The organism is Intestinibacillus massiliensis (genome assembly GCF_900155735.1).
GTDB classification, from domain to species: domain Bacteria; phylum Bacillota; class Clostridia; order Oscillospirales; family Butyricicoccaceae; genus Intestinibacillus; species Intestinibacillus massiliensis.
This window is the reverse complement of the sequence record NZ_LT707058.1, coordinates 39830-55884: the sequence shown is the minus strand read 5'-3', so window position 1 is coordinate 55884 and position 16055 is coordinate 39830. Positions and strand designations below refer to the sequence as shown.

14 protein-coding genes and 1 tRNA gene are annotated in these 16055 nt (G+C 60.2%); 7 read left to right on the top strand and 8 right to left on the bottom strand.

Features of this window, described 5'->3' with window-relative positions:
* The first annotated feature begins 108 nt into the window (after positions 1-108).
* Together CZ203_RS07330 and CZ203_RS07325 are read left to right on the top strand one after the other, a co-directional pair.
* Positions 109-1047, top strand: coding sequence for a sugar phosphate isomerase/epimerase family protein (locus tag CZ203_RS07330; RefSeq protein WP_087065484.1), 939 nt, complete (start codon positions 109-111; stop codon positions 1045-1047).
* 402 nt (positions 1048-1449) lie between these two features.
* Positions 1450-2496, top strand: a complete 1047-nt coding sequence (locus tag CZ203_RS07325; protein ID WP_087065483.1) for a substrate-binding domain-containing protein — start codon at positions 1450-1452, stop codon at positions 2494-2496.
* Positions 2497-2606: 110 nt separating this feature from the next.
* Here CZ203_RS07325 and CZ203_RS07320 read toward each other — a convergent pair whose 3' ends face one another.
* On the bottom strand, positions 2607-3455 hold the full coding sequence (locus CZ203_RS07320; RefSeq protein ID WP_207651263.1) for an AraC family transcriptional regulator: 849 nt from the start codon (positions 3453-3455) through the stop codon (positions 2607-2609).
* A gap of 150 nt (positions 3456-3605) precedes the next feature.
* Here CZ203_RS07320 and CZ203_RS07315 point away from each other — a divergent pair, with 150 nt between their 5' ends.
* Both CZ203_RS07315 and CZ203_RS07310 read left to right on the top strand, forming a co-directional pair.
* Positions 3606-4823 carry a uroporphyrinogen decarboxylase family protein gene (locus CZ203_RS07315; RefSeq protein WP_087065481.1) on the top strand — a complete coding sequence of 406 codons (1218 nt, stop codon included), beginning with the start codon at positions 3606-3608 and terminating at the stop codon, positions 4821-4823.
* Positions 4824-5102: 279 nt separating this feature from the next.
* On the top strand, positions 5103-6128 hold the full coding sequence (locus CZ203_RS07310; RefSeq protein ID WP_087065296.1) for a substrate-binding domain-containing protein: 1026 nt from the start codon (positions 5103-5105) through the stop codon (positions 6126-6128).
* Positions 6129-6209: 81 nt separating this feature from the next.
* On the opposite strand, the gene CZ203_RS07305 is transcribed toward CZ203_RS07310, so the two are convergent.
* The 5 genes from CZ203_RS07305 to CZ203_RS07285 form a co-directional block, all read right to left on the bottom strand.
* A complete protein-coding gene (locus CZ203_RS07305) occupies positions 6210-6569 on the bottom strand; it encodes a VOC family protein (RefSeq protein WP_087065480.1) in 360 nt (119 codons plus the stop codon).
* Positions 6570-6842: 273 nt separating this feature from the next.
* Positions 6843-7853 carry an inositol 2-dehydrogenase gene (gene iolG / locus CZ203_RS07300; RefSeq protein WP_087065479.1) on the bottom strand — a complete coding sequence of 337 codons (1011 nt, stop codon included), beginning with the start codon at positions 7851-7853 and terminating at the stop codon, positions 6843-6845.
* A gap of 48 nt (positions 7854-7901) precedes the next feature.
* On the bottom strand, positions 7902-8720 hold the full coding sequence (locus tag CZ203_RS07295) for a sugar phosphate isomerase/epimerase family protein (RefSeq protein ID WP_087065478.1): 819 nt from the start codon (positions 8718-8720) through the stop codon (positions 7902-7904).
* A gap of 42 nt (positions 8721-8762) precedes the next feature.
* A complete protein-coding gene (locus tag CZ203_RS07290) occupies positions 8763-10397 on the bottom strand; it encodes a solute:sodium symporter family transporter (RefSeq protein ID WP_087065477.1) in 1635 nt (544 codons plus the stop codon).
* 240 nt (positions 10398-10637) lie between these two features.
* The gene (locus CZ203_RS07285) at positions 10638-11492 is read right to left on the bottom strand and encodes a helix-turn-helix domain-containing protein (protein ID WP_087065476.1); all 855 of its coding nucleotides are present in this window, start codon (positions 11490-11492) and stop codon (positions 10638-10640) included.
* A 197-nt stretch (positions 11493-11689) separates the two neighbouring features.
* Here CZ203_RS07285 and CZ203_RS07280 point away from each other — a divergent pair, with 197 nt between their 5' ends.
* From CZ203_RS07280 to CZ203_RS07265, 3 genes are all read left to right on the top strand, one after another.
* Positions 11690-12577: a helix-turn-helix domain-containing protein gene (locus CZ203_RS07280; RefSeq protein WP_087065475.1), complete on the top strand. Its 888-nt coding sequence runs from the start codon at positions 11690-11692 to the stop codon at positions 12575-12577.
* 346 nt (positions 12578-12923) lie between these two features.
* A complete protein-coding gene (locus tag CZ203_RS07270; protein WP_087065473.1) occupies positions 12924-13853 on the top strand; it encodes a sugar phosphate isomerase/epimerase family protein in 930 nt (309 codons plus the stop codon).
* A 39-nt stretch (positions 13854-13892) separates the two neighbouring features.
* A complete protein-coding gene (locus CZ203_RS07265; RefSeq protein ID WP_087065472.1) occupies positions 13893-15026 on the top strand; it encodes a Gfo/Idh/MocA family protein in 1134 nt (377 codons plus the stop codon).
* Between the two features lie 150 nt (positions 15027-15176).
* Here the strand turns inward: CZ203_RS07265 and CZ203_RS07260 are convergent, their stop codons facing one another.
* Positions 15177-15599, bottom strand: a complete 423-nt coding sequence (locus tag CZ203_RS07260; protein ID WP_087065471.1) for a hypothetical protein — start codon at positions 15597-15599, stop codon at positions 15177-15179.
* Between the two features lie 313 nt (positions 15600-15912).
* Positions 15913-15999 (bottom strand) — tRNA-Leu (locus CZ203_RS07255).
* Between the last annotated feature and the right edge of the window lie 56 nt (positions 16000-16055).

Here is a 16055-nt window from a genome sequence, read left to right as displayed (position 1 = left end):
AAAAAAAACTCCCTCCCCCCCCTCCTTTTTTCTTCCCCCCCCGGGGGGGGGGGGCGCGGGGGGAGCGCCCCCCCGCCGCACCTAACCGATTTTTTGGAGGTAATATAGATGCAACTGGCTATCTGCACCGATGTATTCGCCGACCTGTCTTTCACGGACATGCTCGATAAGGTAAAGTCCCTCGGCATCGACGCGGTCGAGATGACCGCAGGCGGCTGGGGCGCGCGCAAGCACGTCGACACCGCCGCGCTGCTCGCCGACCCGGCCAAGCTCGAAGCCTTCCAGGGCGAGCTTGCAAAGCGCGGCATGCGCATTTCCGCGCTCAACACGTCCTGCAACCCGCTCTGGCCGTCCGCGACCGGCGAGGAGTATAAGAAATCCATGTACGACTGCGCCGTACTTGCCGGCAAGCTGGGCGTCAAGAAGCTCGTCGCCATGGCCGGCCTGCCCGCGGGCAACGAGACCGACACCACGCCGAACTGGATCACGTCCACCGTGTCCTGGCCGGACTTCATGGCGCCCGCCTACGAATACCAGTGGAAGGTCACGGTCGCTTTCTGGAAGGAATTTGCCGCGCACTGCAAGGCCTGCGGCGTAGAGCAGATCGCCATCGAGGAGTTCCCGGGCACCATGGTATGGAGCGCGGGGACCATGCTGAAGCTGCGCGACGCCGTCGGCCCGATGATCGGCATCAACCTCGACCCGTCCCACATGATGGTGCTGGGCGCCGACCCGATCGCCGCCGCCCGTGCGCTGCGCGGCTGCATCTTCCACGTGCACGGCAAGGACGCGCGCATCGAGCGCGGCCTGTCCGACGTGGACGGCATCCTGGAGCCGCGCCCGGTCACCGAATCGGCCGACCGCGTCTGGAACTACGTGGCCGTCGGCTGCGGCAAAGACCTGCAGTGGTGGAAGGAGTTCTTCTCCGTCGTCCATATGATGGGCTATGACGGCGACGTTTCCCTTGAGATGGAGGATCTGACCATGACGACCGAAGCGGGCGTCAACACCTCGATCGACGCGCTGCGCCAGACCATCAGCCAGTAAAACATGCTCTCTCCTTGCCCGCCGTAACCCGGCGCGGCAGCATCCATGGCCGCCCCCAAATGGGGGCGGCTGCCTTTTTATGCGGGAACACCCGCCGGGTACGGTACCCGGCGCAGGCGGGCGCAACTTTGTGGAAAAAACGGCGGGCGGAAAATAACGAAAAGATGCACAAATTCCGGCGCGGCGCATTGTGGATAACGATATTTTGCTGTACAATGAGCAAGATTTCTAAAAGACACAGCAAAAGAAATTATTTTAAAGCCCTTTCCGGCACGTTATGATAAAAGTACAAACACGGGACGGGAAATCCGATAAAACTGCGCAAAATGGCCGGAACGCAACATATTGGAGACGTTCGGATGGCACGTCCAAAACAGTGATGCTGGAAAGAGGAGAGCGATTATGAAAAAGAAGCTACTGGCAATGATCATCGCGGCAACCATGGCGTTTACCCTGTTCGGATGCGGCGGCCAGCCGTCCACCGATGACAATAACGCAGCGGGCGGCGCAGGCAGCGCCGCAGACGGCGCGGATACCGCGGACGGCGGCAAAATCAAGGTCGGCCTGGCGCTCGACAAGCGCGACCAGTTCACCACCTCGCTGGAATCCGCCGTGACCGCGAAGGCGGAAGAGCTCGGCGCGGACCTCCATGTCGTCGAGGCGAACAAGGACTTTGCAACCCAGCTTTCCCATGTGCAGACCTTCGCGGTCGACGGCTTTGACGCCGTCATCGTCAAGCTGATCAACACCGACGGCGCGCAGGAGATCATCAACGCGGCGGGTTCGATGCCGGTCGTATTCGTCAACATGAAGCCGGACGAAAGCCTGCTGGAGCAGGGCAAGAACATCTATGTCGGCTCCGACGAACACCTTGCGGGCGGCCTCCAGGCGCAGTACGTCGCAAACTATGCCAAGGCGCAGGGGCTTGACACCGTGCGCGCCGTCATCCTGACCGGCGAGCTGGGGCAGGACCCGACCGTTATCCGCACCCAGTCCTTCAAGGACAGCCTGACCGGCGAATACGGCCTGGGGCTCGACGTGGTCTACGAGGACACAGCCGAGTGGGACCGCGCCAAGGCGATGGACAAGTTCGTGCAGTTCATGGGCAGCGGCAAGGGGTACGACGTCGTGGTCTGCAATAACGACGATATGGCGCTCGGCGTGGTCGAAGCCATGAAGACCAGCGGCGACAAAAAGGTCGTGTGCCCGGTACTGGGCGTCGACGCGACCAACATCGGCTGCCAGTCCATCAAGGACGGCGAGCTTGCCTTTACGGTATACCAGTCCGCCAAGGGGCAAGGCGCCGCGGCGATTGAGAGCGCCATCTCCCTGGTCAAGGGCGAAAGCCTGCCCAAGATCGACAAGGGCACGGTAAATGACGACCAAACCATCATCTGGATCGACTTCGAGCCGGTCGACAAGGACAATGTCGACCAGTATATGGGGTAATCCTTCCTACTCTTCTTCTCTGGTGTGTCCCGACACACAAAAGCAGGGGGCCGGCACGCAGTAAAAGCGTGCCGGCCCCCTGCTTTTGCCTTCTCGCTTCCCCCCGGGGCTTACCACGGGCTTTCCCGGTAAGCCCCGGGGGAAAGCCCGACCTTTTCCGTAAAGGCGTTGGCGAACCCCGCCTCGCTCTGGTAGCCGACCGCAAACGCCACCTCGCGCACCGTGTACCCCGTGGTCTTGAGCAGGTATTTCGCAAGGTTGAAGCGCAGGTGTATCAGGTATCCGTACGGCGACATGCCGGTCTCCTTGCGGAACACGCGGGAAAAATGGAACCGGCTCATATGGACGGAATCGGCCAGCGCGTCCACGGAGATCGGGCGGTCGATATGCATCTTCATATATTCGATGGCGACCGCGACCGCCTGGTCGCTGCGGCTCGTGGGGGCGGCGGCGTGCTCGGGCGGGTAGGCGTAGTAGATCAGCTCGGTCAGCCGCAACGCCTGCCAGGCCATGGTGATCGGCTGTTCGTGGCGGTACGTGGTGACGAGGTTCTCCAGCCTGCGGTTGATGATGTCGCCGCCCGTGTGGCGCAGTACCGGGCCGTACAGCCGGATGATCTCCGCCACCATCGCGATCGCGGTATCCCCCAGGAAATGCGCCCAGATAAACTCCATGTGCTCGCCCGCCCAGAAATGGTGGTATTGGCGGCAGTCGAGCACGAGGATGCTCCCCGCCGGGGCCTCATAACGCTTGCCCCCATAAGTAAGGTGCATTACGCCCTCCCGGATGTAGGCGACCAGCCCATAGGCGTAATAGGCGCGGTCGATGCCGTAGCCCGCCACACAGTGGTAGTGCCCGCAAAGCATGACCGCGGGGTGCAGAGCAGGGTCGAACCGGGAATCCTGATGCCCGATGAAATACTCCGACCCCGGTAGCACGCCGGGTTCCCGGCAAACCATAACAATCACCGCCTTTTTCTTTATGATAGCACGATCCATATGTTTTTTGCAACAATTGAGCATTGGAAAAGCGGAAAGGCCAGGATATAATGGGTTCAACAAAAGGGCTTAAAAGTAATTAAAACGATTCGTTTTTGGAGGAAATATGCAATGAATGCTTTTGAACGTGAGGTTAAGACGCTTTCGTTTTCAAATGAGGGGCTCGACCGCGGCGTGGTCGAGGAGAGCATGTATCCTTGGGATAAGACGGTCGCCGCATGGGATGGGCAGGGGCTGAAGACCGGCTTCCTCGACAAGGTGCATTTCGCCACCCTGCCGACCGATAACCTTTACGCATACAACGCGCCCTACGAGCCGTGGGAAAACTACTATAACACCATGATGACCGAGCCGGTGTTCGAGCATGAAAGCCAGTTCGCCTTCGACCCGGTCAAGCGCATCTGCTTCCGCATCCCGTTCATCTCCTTTGAGGAGGAAATCCGGGAGGAAACCAGCAAATACACCATCCGCCGCGACCGTGACGGCTGGATCCGCAAATACCCCAAGGGCGGCGGCCTCGTCGAGGATATCCGCCCGGTCGTCACCGACGAGGCGGATTGGGAGGCGCTCAAGGCGCACGTCCGTGAGCAGATCAAGCTCCACCTGACGCCGGAAAACATGCACAAGGCGTTTGATAAATACGCGGAGGGCTGCAAACGGGGCGATTTCGTCGTCCGCCTGCGCCTGCAAGGCTTCTTCTGGTGCCCGCGCGACCTGTTCGGCATCGAGGAGCACCTGTACGCCTATTACGATTACCCGGAGGTCCTGAAGGACATCGGCCGTTTCCAGCTGGAAGTATACAAGGAACAGCTCGACGGCATCCTCAAGATCCTGACCCCGTCGCTCGTGTTCTTCGAGGAAGACTTCTCCGGCAAGAACGGCCCGATGATCTCGCCGGATACCTTCGACGAGTTCGTGGTGCCCTGCTACCAGGAAATCATCCCGTTCCTCAAGGCGCGCGGCGTCGCGAACGTATTCCTGGACACGGACGGCGATTTTACAAAAATGGTGCCCAATATGATGAAGGCCGGGCTGGACGGCATCCTGCCCGTGGACGTGAACGCGGGCGTGGACATCGTCGCGGTGCGCAAGGAGTTCCCGTCCCTCAAATTCTTCGGCGGCTTCAACAAGCTCGCGATCATCGACGGCAAGGAGGCCATCGAGGCCGAGATCAAGCGCCTTGAGCCGGTCATCCGGCAGGGCGGCTGCATCATCTGCACCGACCACCAGGCCGCGCCGCACACGCCGCTGGAAAACTACCGCTATTATGTGCAGCGCCTGCACGAGGTCATGTGCGAGTGGCGCGGCGAAAAAGCGCGTAAGGGCTGACAAATACCCGGGGCGGGCGGCACGGGGCAGGCCGGAACACGACTATGTTTATTTTGTACATAGAAAAANATTCCGTCGGCTTCGAACTGTACCCGGCAACCGACAGCGCGACTGCCGTCCAGGCGATCCGCGCCTGCTCGGAAGGTATCTGACCCTTTCCTATTTCTTCTCTTTCCTTCTTACTTGCCGCGATGGCCGGGCGCGCTGCAACGCGCGTCCCGGCTGTTTCGGCATCTGCCGCACACATAGGCTTCGGAAAACATATGGAGGTATTTACTTATGAAACGGAAAATCGCATTCGCGCTCGCACTGGCGCTATCCCTGGGGTTATTTGCAGGCTGCGGCGGGGGCACGCAGGCACAGGACGCCGCGCCGGCGGGTAACGGCGACAAGGCGGCGGCGCAGGACGGCGATGCGGGCGACGGCCACAAGCTGAAGGTCGGCCTGTCCATCTCCGCACGCGACCAGTGGGTCTCCAACATGGAGCAGGCGGCCATCGACAAGGCGGGCGAGCTGGGCGTGGACTTCTCTTCCTTTGACGCAAATACCGACCCGATCACCCAGATCAGCCATGTGCAGACCTGCGCGGCGGACGGCTATGACGCCATGGTCGTGCACATCGTCAACACCGACAACGCCCAGGAGATCCTGGACGCGGCGGGCGACATGAAGGTCGTCTTTGTCAACCGCGTCGTGGACGAAAACCTGTTCAAGGAAGGCCAGGTCGTCTATGTCGGCTCCAACGAGGAGGAGGCCGGCGGCTACCAGGGCGAATATATCGCCAAGAAACTCAAGGACGAGGGCAAGACCGAGGCGAACGTCGCCATCATGACCGGCACGCTGGGTATGCAGGCGATGGTGCTGCGCACCGATTCCGCCAAGAAGGCGCTCGAGGGTTCCGGCCTGGCGGTCAACTATGTGTTTGAGGACACCGGCGAGTGGGACCGCGCCAAGGCGATGGATAAGTTCACGCAGTTCCTGGGCTCCGGCAAGCCGGTCGACGCGGTCATCTGCAACAACGACGAGATGGCGCTCGGCGTGATCGAGGCGATGAAGACCTCCGGCGAGAAGAAGGTCGTCTGCCCGGTCGCGGGCATCGACGCGACCTCGGTCGCGCTGGAATCCATCGTCTCCGGCGACATGGCGTTCACCGTGTTCCAGAACGCGGTCGGCCAGGGCGGCGGCGCGGTCGAGGCGGCGGTCAAGCTTGCCAAGGGCGAGCCGTGCGAGCTTTACACCTGGATCCCGTTTGAGCCGGTCGATAAGGACAACGTTAACGACTATACCGGCGCAAACAAGAACTAAATCCCGGAATTGCAATGGGAAAAGGCCGGTGCGGCAGATGCCGCACCGGCCTTTTCTGCATGGTTGCGGGAAAGGGCGCGATCAGCGGTACTCGCGCACCTGCACGGAAACGCCGTCCGGGTCGTACGCGTAAAAATACCGCGCGTCCGGCTCGGGCTGGCGGATATCCGAGGGGTCCATCCCGGCAGATACCGCGCGCGCATGCGCGGCATCGAGTTCCCCCGTGCCAAAGCACAGGAACAGCCCCTTGCCCTCGAAGCACTGGCTACCCGGCATGGCGATCAGCTCGATCCGGGCGCCGCCCGCGGGGTCCTGCAGGTAGGCGACCTCGCCGGGGCCGGAAACAAAGCGTTCGCAGACCTTGAGCTGTACCAGGGTCTCATAAAAGCGGATGGATTCCTCCAGGTTTTTCACGCGGAGCGCCAGATGATGTATTTGCATTGTAAACACCTCAAAACCTTCAAAATACGGGCAGTCCCGCTTGCGTCTATCTTATCGGATCGCGTCGCGCCTGTCAAGCGGCCATGCATGCCCGGCGCTATACGGCGCCGCCGCCGAGGGGGCGCGCCCCGCGCGCATGGAAAAGGCGCCGGTTAAAACCGGCGCCTTTTCCGAAAGTTATGAGAGAAAGTTAAGAAAGGGGATCATTGTGAGAGGGGAACCATTTATTGTGAACCGTCAGGTCCTGCCGGCGGGGAGGCCGGCGGGATAAAGTCAGTTTTCCACTTCGGAAATCTTGACCGGGCGGCCTTCCTTGAGGGACTTGTTGGCCGCGGCGGCCATCAGGACGGGATACAGGCCGTCGAGGTCGGTGACCGGGGGCACCTTGTCGTTGACGACCGCGTCCGCGAACGCGCGCATCTCATTGATAAACGCCTGCGTGTAACGGTCCCACATGACCTTATAGGCCGTGCCGTAGTGCGTGCAGTCCGCGTTCGAGATGACGACGGTGCTCGGGATGTCGTTCTCATCCTGTACCGCGCCCTTGGAGCCGAAGACCTCGAGGCGCTGGTCGTAGCCATAAACCGCCTGGCGGCTGTTGTCGATCACGCCGATCGCGCCGTTTTCAAAGGTAAGGGTAACCAGGGCGGTGTCCACGTCGCCTTCCGCGCCGATCGCCGGGTCGACGAGCACGGCGCCCTTGGCGTACACCTCGGTGACCTCGCAGCCCGCCAGGAAGCGGATCATATCAAAATCGTGGATCATCATATCGTAGAAGATACCGCCGGAGCGCTTGACGTACTCGATGGAGGGCGGCTCGGGGTCGCGGGAGCTGATGCGCAGCAGGTGCGGCGTGCCGATCTCGCCGGCGCGCACGGCGTCGTATACCGCGCGGTGGTTGTGGTCAAAGCGGCGCACGAAGCCGATCTGCATCTTGACGCCCGCTTCCTTGACCGCCTTGAGCGCCATGCGGACGCGCGCCACGTCGTGGTCGACCGGCTTCTCGCAGAAGATGTGCTTGCCGGCCGCGGCGGCCTTGAGGATAAAGTCGGTGTGGGTGTCGGTGGAGGAGCAGATGAGCACCGCCTCGATCTCCGGGTCTGCAAAGGCCGCCTCCACGTCCTTCGTGATGACCGGGATGCCGAAGCTCTTGACAAATTCTTCGCCCTCCGGGGTGAAGAACGGGTCGGCGACGGTCTTGATCTCCATTTCGCGCACGCCTGCGCAGATGTTTTCGATGTGTACGCGGCCGATGCGGCCCGCGCCGATAACTGCTACTTTCATGGGTAATGTTCCTTTCGTTTATCGCTTTTGGGGGACGCGCCCCCGGGTTTAACCGATTGCCTTTTTGAGGATTTCGATATCCTGGCGCAGCAGGTCGTAGGGATTCTGCGCCTGCGCGCGCAGCGGGAGCTGGTCGTAATAGTTTTCCAGCAGGATGTAGCCGGAGAAGCCGTGCTGGTCAAGCCAGCGCATGGTGTCCCCGAAGCCGGAATCGCCGGTGCCGAGCAGGCCGCCGCTCATCGCGCCCGTGCCGTCCTTGACGTGGAGCTGGTTGCACATATAGGGGTACAGCCCCTCCAGGATATCCAGTTCGCGGTAGCCGCGGAACAGGTGATAGTTCTGGCTGTCGAAATAGAGGAAGAAGTTCTTCCGGCCGACCATTTCGTGCATCTTCTTGAACTCGTCCGGCGTCATGAGGTTTTCCCCCGCCACGCCGATGCCGTACGCGCCCGCCTCGTCGCAGAGGTACTGGAACGCGCGGGCGCTGTGCTCCATGTCCTCCTCGCTCTTGACCTCGCTCGCGGCAAAGCCGGGCACCTGGATAACCTGTACGCCGAGCGCCTTGGCCGTCCTGACCGCGCGCCGCAGCAGATCCCAGACGATGTCATATTCCTTCGTCCCCTTGCGGGCATGCATGGGGATGTTGTCAAAGTCGTTGAGCGCAATGGCGCAGTATTCCACGCCGTATTTCTGCTGCTCCGACAGGTAGACCTTCTGCAGCTCCGGCTGCGTGATCGGGTAATCGTTTTCGTACAGGCCGATCTTGAGGGAAAGCGCGTCCAGGCCTACCGCCGCCGCAATCTGCGTGGCGTACAGCCCCGCGCCGGGGAGCCCCCAGTCGCATGCGCCGATTTTAATGTCTTTCAAACCGTATTCCTCCTTGCTTGGATAAAGTCAGGCCGTGCGGCGTTACGCGCCGAGGCCGAGGGGCGAGAACGCCGCGTATACGACCAGTACGCCCACGACGACGATGCCGGCCGCGACCCAGCGGTATTTCCAGGGGGTCAGATCGACTGCATTTACGTCCTCCTGCACCCATGCCACCGCATGGTTCTTCGACTTGTTATAGCGGTCCATAATGAACATCGCCAGGATTTCCACCGGCAGGAGCACGGCGATCGCGTAAAGGTAGTGCACGCTGTTTGACATGAACATCAGGAACAGGCCGTAGACCACGATGTGGAACAGCAGTACAAACTTCGCCGCATATTTCGGCAGGTGCTTGAAGAAGAAGCCGCCGAACACCGCGGACAACACCGGCAGGCCGATCAGCATGACGAGGGAATCCAGGAAGGTCTTGAGGCCGGCCGGGAAAAAGTAGATCATCGGGCCGACGATAGTGGTCGCGACGGCAAAGATGACGCCGACCTTCTTGCCGACGGAGACCAGCTTCGCGTCGTTCGCTTCCTTGTCGATGAACTCCTTATAGATATCCATGGTGAACATGGTGTTGACCGAGTTCAGCACCGAGTTGAACGAGGACAGGATCGCGCCGAACATGACCGCGGCGAAGAAGCCCATCAGCGGCGCCGGGATAACCTGCGTCACGAGCTGCGGGTAGGCCTCGTCCATCATGGTGACCTGGTCGCCCTGTACCTGGAACAGCGCAAACGCGATGATGCCGGGCAGCGCGAGGTACATAAAGCCAAGGATTTTCATAAAGGCGCAGAACAGCGCGCCCTTCTGCGCTTCCTTCAGGTTCTTTGCGGCCAGCACACGCTGGATAAACGACTGGTGCGTGCACCAGGACTGGATGCAGAGGAAGGCCAGGCCGGTGAATACCGCAGGCCACGGTACGGCGGGGGGCATTGCGTCCGCCGGGGAGATGGAATTCAGCTTTTCCGGGAACTGCTCGGCCAGGAACTTAAAGCCGTCCGCAATGGCGAAGCCGTCGGAGCCCGTCGCATGGCCGAGCACGCTCAGCGCGAGGAACGGGATCATGAAGCCGCCGATGATCAGGCCGATGCCGTTGACAGTATCGGACACCGCGACCGCTTTCAGGCCGCCGAAGATCGCATAGATGGAGCCGACGACGCTGATGACAATGCACAGCACCACGACCGCCTGGAACTTCGAGATATGCAGGATGCTGGAAACGCCGAAGATATTTTCAAATACGAGGGAGCCGGAATACAGGATTACCGGGATCTGTACCACCAGGTACAGCACGATGTATGCGATGCTGAACCACAGCTTGGTGGTGCGGTTGTAGCGGATGCCGAGCATCTGCGGGATGGTTGCGATGCCGCTCTTGAGGTATTTGGGCGCGGCATAGAGGCCGAGCAGGATACAGGCGATCGCGGCCACGACTTCGAATGCCATCGGGCTCATGTTGGAAGCCCAGGTCTGGCCGTTTGTGCCTACCAGCTGCTCTGCTGAAATATTAGTTAACAGCAGGGAGCCTGCGATGACGAAGCCCGGCAGGCCACGCCCTGCGAGGAAGTAGCCGTCCGCCGTCGTCTGGTCGTCCCCCTTGGTTTTTGCATAAGAGATAACGGCAACTAAAATTGTGAAAAATACGAATGTTATGATCGTCCAAAGCATTAAGTACACCCTCTTTGTTCTCTTTTACGTATGTGCTGTAAATCGTTCATGAAAGATTACGTTCCCAATTATAGAGAGAAAACGTCGTAAAATGTTAGTGGATTATTGCGCGAATTCAGCCGGTAATCGGGACAAATTTCACGGGCATTTGTATTTTCTTGCGTTAGCATCCAAATTTCTATTGGCAAGCTTGTACAACAATAACAAAAGGGGACGCATCGTGTGCGTCCCCTTGGCGGGTTACCCCTCCGCCGGCCCCTTGCTGGCGCGGAAATGGCGGCGGTACTGTGTCGGCGTGGTGCCGATATAGCGTTTGAACATCGTGCTGAAATGGCAATTATCGGTGAACCCAAGCATTTCGCTGATCTCCCCGATCGGTATTTCCGTATTCATCAGCAGGTTTTGCGCCTCGCCGATTTTGCGGTGCAGGACGTAGCGCATCGGCGACAGGCCGACCTCGGCCTTGAAGATATGCGCCAGGTAATAGTGGCTCATGTGGAAATATTCGCCCAAATCCTGCAGGGAGAAGGATTCCGCGTAATGCTCGTCCAGGTAATCCGTGATAAAGTGGATCAGTTCCTCCGTGCGCCTGCGGTCGGGGTCTGCCGCCGCGTCCTGCTTGCGCACCTCCTGGTAGACGAGGTTCAGCAGGCCGTTGGCCAGCAGTTCACAGACCTGGTGGTTGTCCGGAGCCTGCCCATAGAGGGAATGGAGCGCCAATATCAGGTGCTCGATGGCTTCGCGCCCCTGGTTATAAAAATCCAGCACCGGGGGCGCGGAGGCGGCGGACAGGCAGTTCTGCGGCAGGCCGGGCACGGAAAGGTCGCGCAGCACGCAGCAGTAGCTCTGCATCGTATGCGCCAAAAACGAGGATTCGCCGTGCAGCGTGCCCGCGTTGCAGATGACGAGGTTGCCCGGGTGCAGCGCGTATTGCTGCCCGCCGACCCCGTAAAAGCCGCTGCCCTGCATCACATAGAACAGTTCAAGCGACGCATCGTGCTGATGGATCAGCTGGGGGTGCTGCTTGTGGTAATTCTCGTCGACAAAGTGCATATCCACGAACTTCGCCGAAAGAAGGGGAATGCGTTTTGACATGGTGCGCCTCCTCCCTGGCTGTAACGGTTACTATAAAAATAGCCCGGGGCTATGCCGGTTGTCAAGGGCGGGTTTGCCGCCGACCCGGCAAATACCGTATTGACAAACCGCGCGGCAGGCGTTAAATTGTCCTTACCATCCGGGCGCGCCCGCCCGAAAATACGCCGCGCGGCGGCCTTGTGAAAGGGGGACACATTATGATCCAGCACTTTATGGAGGGAGAGGTCTGCCCGCGGTTCTGCTCCCAGTCCAGGCCGCAGCTCTACTATATGGGCAAGATCCTGCCGGAACTCAGCAGCTACCCGCGCATCATGCATTCCCACGCGAACCATGTGGAAATCAGCATCATCTACAGCGGCACGAGCCGCTATATGATCCGCGACAACAAGCAGCTCATCCGGCCGGGCGACGTGATTATCTACAACAGCAACACCGTCCACGACGAACTTTCCAGCGCGGAAACCCAGATCGGCAGCTACTTCTTCGCCGTGGGCAACCTGGAACTGCCCGGCCTGCGCCCCAATGCGCTGATCCCGGACGATTGCGACCCGGTCTTCCACATCGGGAAGGACTTTGACAAGGTCATTGAGCTGTGCGAAAGCATGCTGGGCAACCTCGACCACCCGTGCGAATGGTCGAAATACATTACCCATTACCTGACGCAGGCGCTGCTCGAGATCATCTGGGGCGTCATCCATACGCCGGCGGAGCCGCAGGGGCGGCGCGGCAACTACTATCTGGGGCAGAAGATCAAGGAATACATCGACAAGCGCTACTGCGAGCCGCTCACCGTCAAGAAAATGTGCGAGGACCTGCGCCTCAGCGAGTCCTATGTTTCCCATGTGTTCAAGGACATGCTGGGGTATTCGCCCATGCAGTACATCCTGCGCCGCAAGATCGGGGAGGCGCAGACGCTGCTGATTTCCACGGATTACCCGATCTCACAGATCGCCCGCATGGTCGGGTTCGACGCGCAGAGCCATTTTAACCAGCGGTTCAGCAAATATGTCGGCATTTCGCCGAGCCAGTTCCGCAAAAACTACAAGGAAAAGGGGGCCGGGCGCAAGCCCAGCCCCAAGGGGTGACACAGGGGATGCCCGCTTGCCGCAACGGCAGGCGGGCATTTTTGATCGCCGCCCGGCAGGCCAAAAAAGCAGAAATGCGAAAAAACCCTATCGTGACAATGTATAGCGGGCGCGGCGCCAAAATATTCATAAATAAACCTTTTTGGCTTGCCTGTTCCAAATTACGCGCTGAACCCCACCCGAACCCCGCATTTTCCCGCAAATCCCGGTCGAAATCCGTTTTGTTTAAAATGCCGCAAAATTGAGCGGGTTTATAGAAGCGGAAAACCGGGAAATCAGCGATAATACCATTAAGAAAAGTCAATTGGCCGATTGTAACCTTGCGACAAAAAGGAGTTAATTGCAAATGGGAATTAATATTTGCGGCGCGCCCTGCTGCTGGGGCGTGGACGACATCACGAACCCGAACCTGCCTTCGTGGCAGCGCGTCATGCGCGAAGCGCACGAGGCGGGCTACCGCGCCATCGAGCTCGGGCCGAACGGCTGGATCCCGACCGACGACATCGAGGGCGTGACGGCCGAGCTGAACAAGAACAGCCTGTCCATCGTCGCGGGCACGATCTTCGACGACGTGCTGTCTGACGAAAACTACGAGAAGCTGCTCACCCAGGTGGACGGCATTTGCTCGCTGATCACGAAGCTCCCGCCGCTGCCGCGCGAGGACGGCCAGCGCTGGCCGACGCCGTATATGACGGTCATGGACTGGGGGCACGACGAGCGCGACTACGCCGCCGGCCACCCCGAACGCGCGCCGCGCCTGGACGAAAAGGGCTGGGAGAAGCTGATTAGCCACTTCAAGGGGCTGTGCGAGCGCGCGAAGAGCTACGGCGTGCGCCCCGTGCTGCACCCGCACTGCGGCGGCTACATCGAGTTCGGCGACGAGATTGACCGCCTCGCGGCGGAAATCCCGAACGAACTGGCCGGTTTTGTGCTGGACACTGGCCATTTGCAGTACGCCGGCCTCGACCCGGTCGAGTGGCTGCGCAAGTACAAGGACCGCCTGGATTACGTGCACTTCAAGGACATCGACCCCAAGGTCTACGACGAGGTCATGGCCGAGCACATCCGCTTCTTTGAGGGCTGCGCGAAGGGCTCCATGTGCCCCATCGGGCAGGGCATGATCGATTACCGCGCGGTCGCTCAGGTACTGGACGAGATCGGCTACAACGGTTACATCACCATCGAGCAGGAATGCGACCCCCGCAACGTGGAAAACAGCCTGGCGAACGTCAAGGCCAGCGTGGATTTCCTCAAGGGGATCGGGTATAAAATTTAACTTTTTCAAACGTATTTTACAATAGGAAGGAACAAGATTATGAAACAGGTAAAAATTGGCCTGATCGGCGCAAACTGGATGGGCAGCTTCCACTCCATCGGCATGACGAACGTGCGTCAGGCTTACCACGACGTGGAGCCGGTATTTGAAATCGTCGCCGACGTAAACGAGAACGCCGCCAAGCTGGCCGCCGAGCGCTTCGGCTACAAGAAGGTCTCCACCGACTGGCACGACGTGGTAAACGACCCCGCGGTCGACCTCGTCATCATCGCGACCCCGAACTTCACCCATGCCGAGATCACCATCGCGGCGGCCGCGGCGGGCAAGCACATCCTGTGCGAGAAGCCGATGGCCAATACCCTTGCCGACGGCAAGGCGATGGTCGCCGCGGTTGAGGAGGCGGGCGTCAAGACCCTTGTCGACTTTATTTACACCAAATGCCCGGCGAACATCCTGGCCAAGGAGCTGATGGATGCGGGCAAGCTGGGCGATTTCGTCACCTTCCGCGGCGAGTTCGACTGCTCCTACTGCGCCGACCCGAACACCCCGGCGACCTGGCGGCAGCTTGCCGCGACCGCCGGCACCGGCGCGCTGGGCGACCTGACCGCGCACATCGTCAGCCTGTCCGACATGATCGTCGGCAAGAAGATCGTCGAAGTGTTCGCAAGCTGGGATACCCCCTACAAGCAGCGCCCGGACGCACGCGACCCCTCCAAGACGCTCGATATCGATACGGACGACCAGATCTATGTCATCGTCAAGTATGAGGACGGCCGCCTGGGCTCCATGTCCTCCAGCCGCGTGTCGGTTGCCCGCCCTGTCAGCCTTGCCTATGAGATCCAGGGCAGCAAGGGCTCTGTCAAGTTCGAGATGACCCGCATTAACGAGCTGCTGTACTACTCGAACGACTGCGACCCCAAGGAGCGCGGCTACAAGATCATCAAGGGCAACACCCGCAACGGCGACTACCTGAACTTCTGCGGCACGGACGAGCAGGGCATCGCCTATAACGAGATTATGTCCATCCAGGCGCACGACATCCTGACCGCGATCACCGAGGACCGCAAGGTCGATATCGATATCGCCTACGGCCAATATGTCGACACCGTGCTCGAAGCAATGGCAGTATCGGCCAAGGAAGGCCGCTGGGTCAAGGTTTCCGAATTGCAGTAATTCTATCCGTCCATATCTGTGGGAGGGGCAGCGCCCCTCCTGCAATTTACCCCCTTCATCTTCTTACCAGGGCGCGTCCATACCGGGACGCGCCCCTTTTTGCGCAAAAAATCCCCCCGCAGCCGAAAAACGGCGCAGGGGGATGCCTTTTTAGGAAACGCCCGCCGCCCAGCAAAGCAGGAGCAAGGGGAGGGTGAGCACGGCGCAGGGGACGGCGGCCAGCCAGACGGCCATGGCGCGGCGCAACACCCGCGCCCATGGTTTTTCGCGCGGGAGCCGCGTCAGGATGTACCATCCCTTTGCCGTGCCCCACCAGAACATAGACCGCTTGATTTCGTCCCAAAGTTGCTGGTCATGAAGCCTGATTTGCGCGGAAACATAGCGGTAAAGCCTCCAATCAATGACAGACACGCACAAAAACACTAGGAATAGCGGAAGCAGGACCGGCAGCCGTACATCCGGGGCGTGTGCGGCAAAATAAAACAGCAGCCCTACCGCCATGGATAACACGAGCGCCGGGAGATAAACCGGCGCATTCCGCCGCAGGAAGTTGATAGCCCTCATGTTCCGCATATACCTATCCTCCCAGTCCCACAGGACGCGCCGCCCCGCGCTGAAAACAGTGGAACACCCCATCGGACGGCGCCCACCGAAAGCGAAGAAACACCCCATCCGGCTTAGAAGCCTCGCCGTACGGCGGGGATCCGTGCCAAAAGGGGGAGCCCCGCCTTGCCACAGCCGGGTCATCCCGATATCCGCATCCCGTCGTCCCCCTCGGGGCGGAGCCCAGCGCAGCGGGTCCGCCCCGAAAGCGAAGAAACACCCCGTCCGGCTTAGAAGCCTCGCCGCCCGGCGGGGATTCGTGCCAAAAGGGGTGTTTCTGAGCTGGTGCCGCCAGCCGGAATCGAACCGGCACGTGGTCGCCCACGAGGGATTTTAAGTCCCTTGCGTCTACCAGTTCCGCCATGGCGGCATATAATGCTTAGCTGTTTTATTATATCAATTCCGTATGCCCATGTCAAATAAATC

Coding starts and splice junctions, on each gene's coding strand:
- CZ203_RS07290 (WP_087065477.1), bottom strand. CDS start 10,397: ATGCTTTGGACGATCATAACATTCGTATTTTTCACAATTTTAGTTGCC.
- CZ203_RS07315 (WP_087065481.1), top strand. CDS start 3,606: ATGAATGCTTTTGAACGTGAGGTTAAGACGCTTTCGTTTTCAAATGAG.
- CZ203_RS07260 (WP_087065471.1), bottom strand. CDS start 15,599: ATGCGGAACATGAGGGCTATCAACTTCCTGCGGCGGAATGCGCCGGTT.
- iolG (WP_087065479.1), bottom strand. CDS start 7,853: ATGAAAGTAGCAGTTATCGGCGCGGGCCGCATCGGCCGCGTACACATC.
- CZ203_RS07285 (WP_087065476.1), bottom strand. CDS start 11,492: ATGTCAAAACGCATTCCCCTTCTTTCGGCGAAGTTCGTGGATATGCAC.
- CZ203_RS07320 (WP_207651263.1), bottom strand. CDS start 3,455: ATGGTTTGCCGGGAACCCGGCGTGCTACCGGGGTCGGAGTATTTCATC.
- CZ203_RS07280 (WP_087065475.1), top strand. CDS start 11,690: ATGATCCAGCACTTTATGGAGGGAGAGGTCTGCCCGCGGTTCTGCTCC.
- CZ203_RS07265 (WP_087065472.1), top strand. CDS start 13,893: ATGAAACAGGTAAAAATTGGCCTGATCGGCGCAAACTGGATGGGCAGC.
- CZ203_RS07305 (WP_087065480.1), bottom strand. CDS start 6,569: ATGCAAATACATCATCTGGCGCTCCGCGTGAAAAACCTGGAGGAATCC.
- CZ203_RS07310 (WP_087065296.1), top strand. CDS start 5,103: ATGAAACGGAAAATCGCATTCGCGCTCGCACTGGCGCTATCCCTGGGG.
- CZ203_RS07325 (WP_087065483.1), top strand. CDS start 1,450: ATGAAAAAGAAGCTACTGGCAATGATCATCGCGGCAACCATGGCGTTT.
- CZ203_RS07330 (WP_087065484.1), top strand. CDS start 109: ATGCAACTGGCTATCTGCACCGATGTATTCGCCGACCTGTCTTTCACG.
- CZ203_RS07270 (WP_087065473.1), top strand. CDS start 12,924: ATGGGAATTAATATTTGCGGCGCGCCCTGCTGCTGGGGCGTGGACGAC.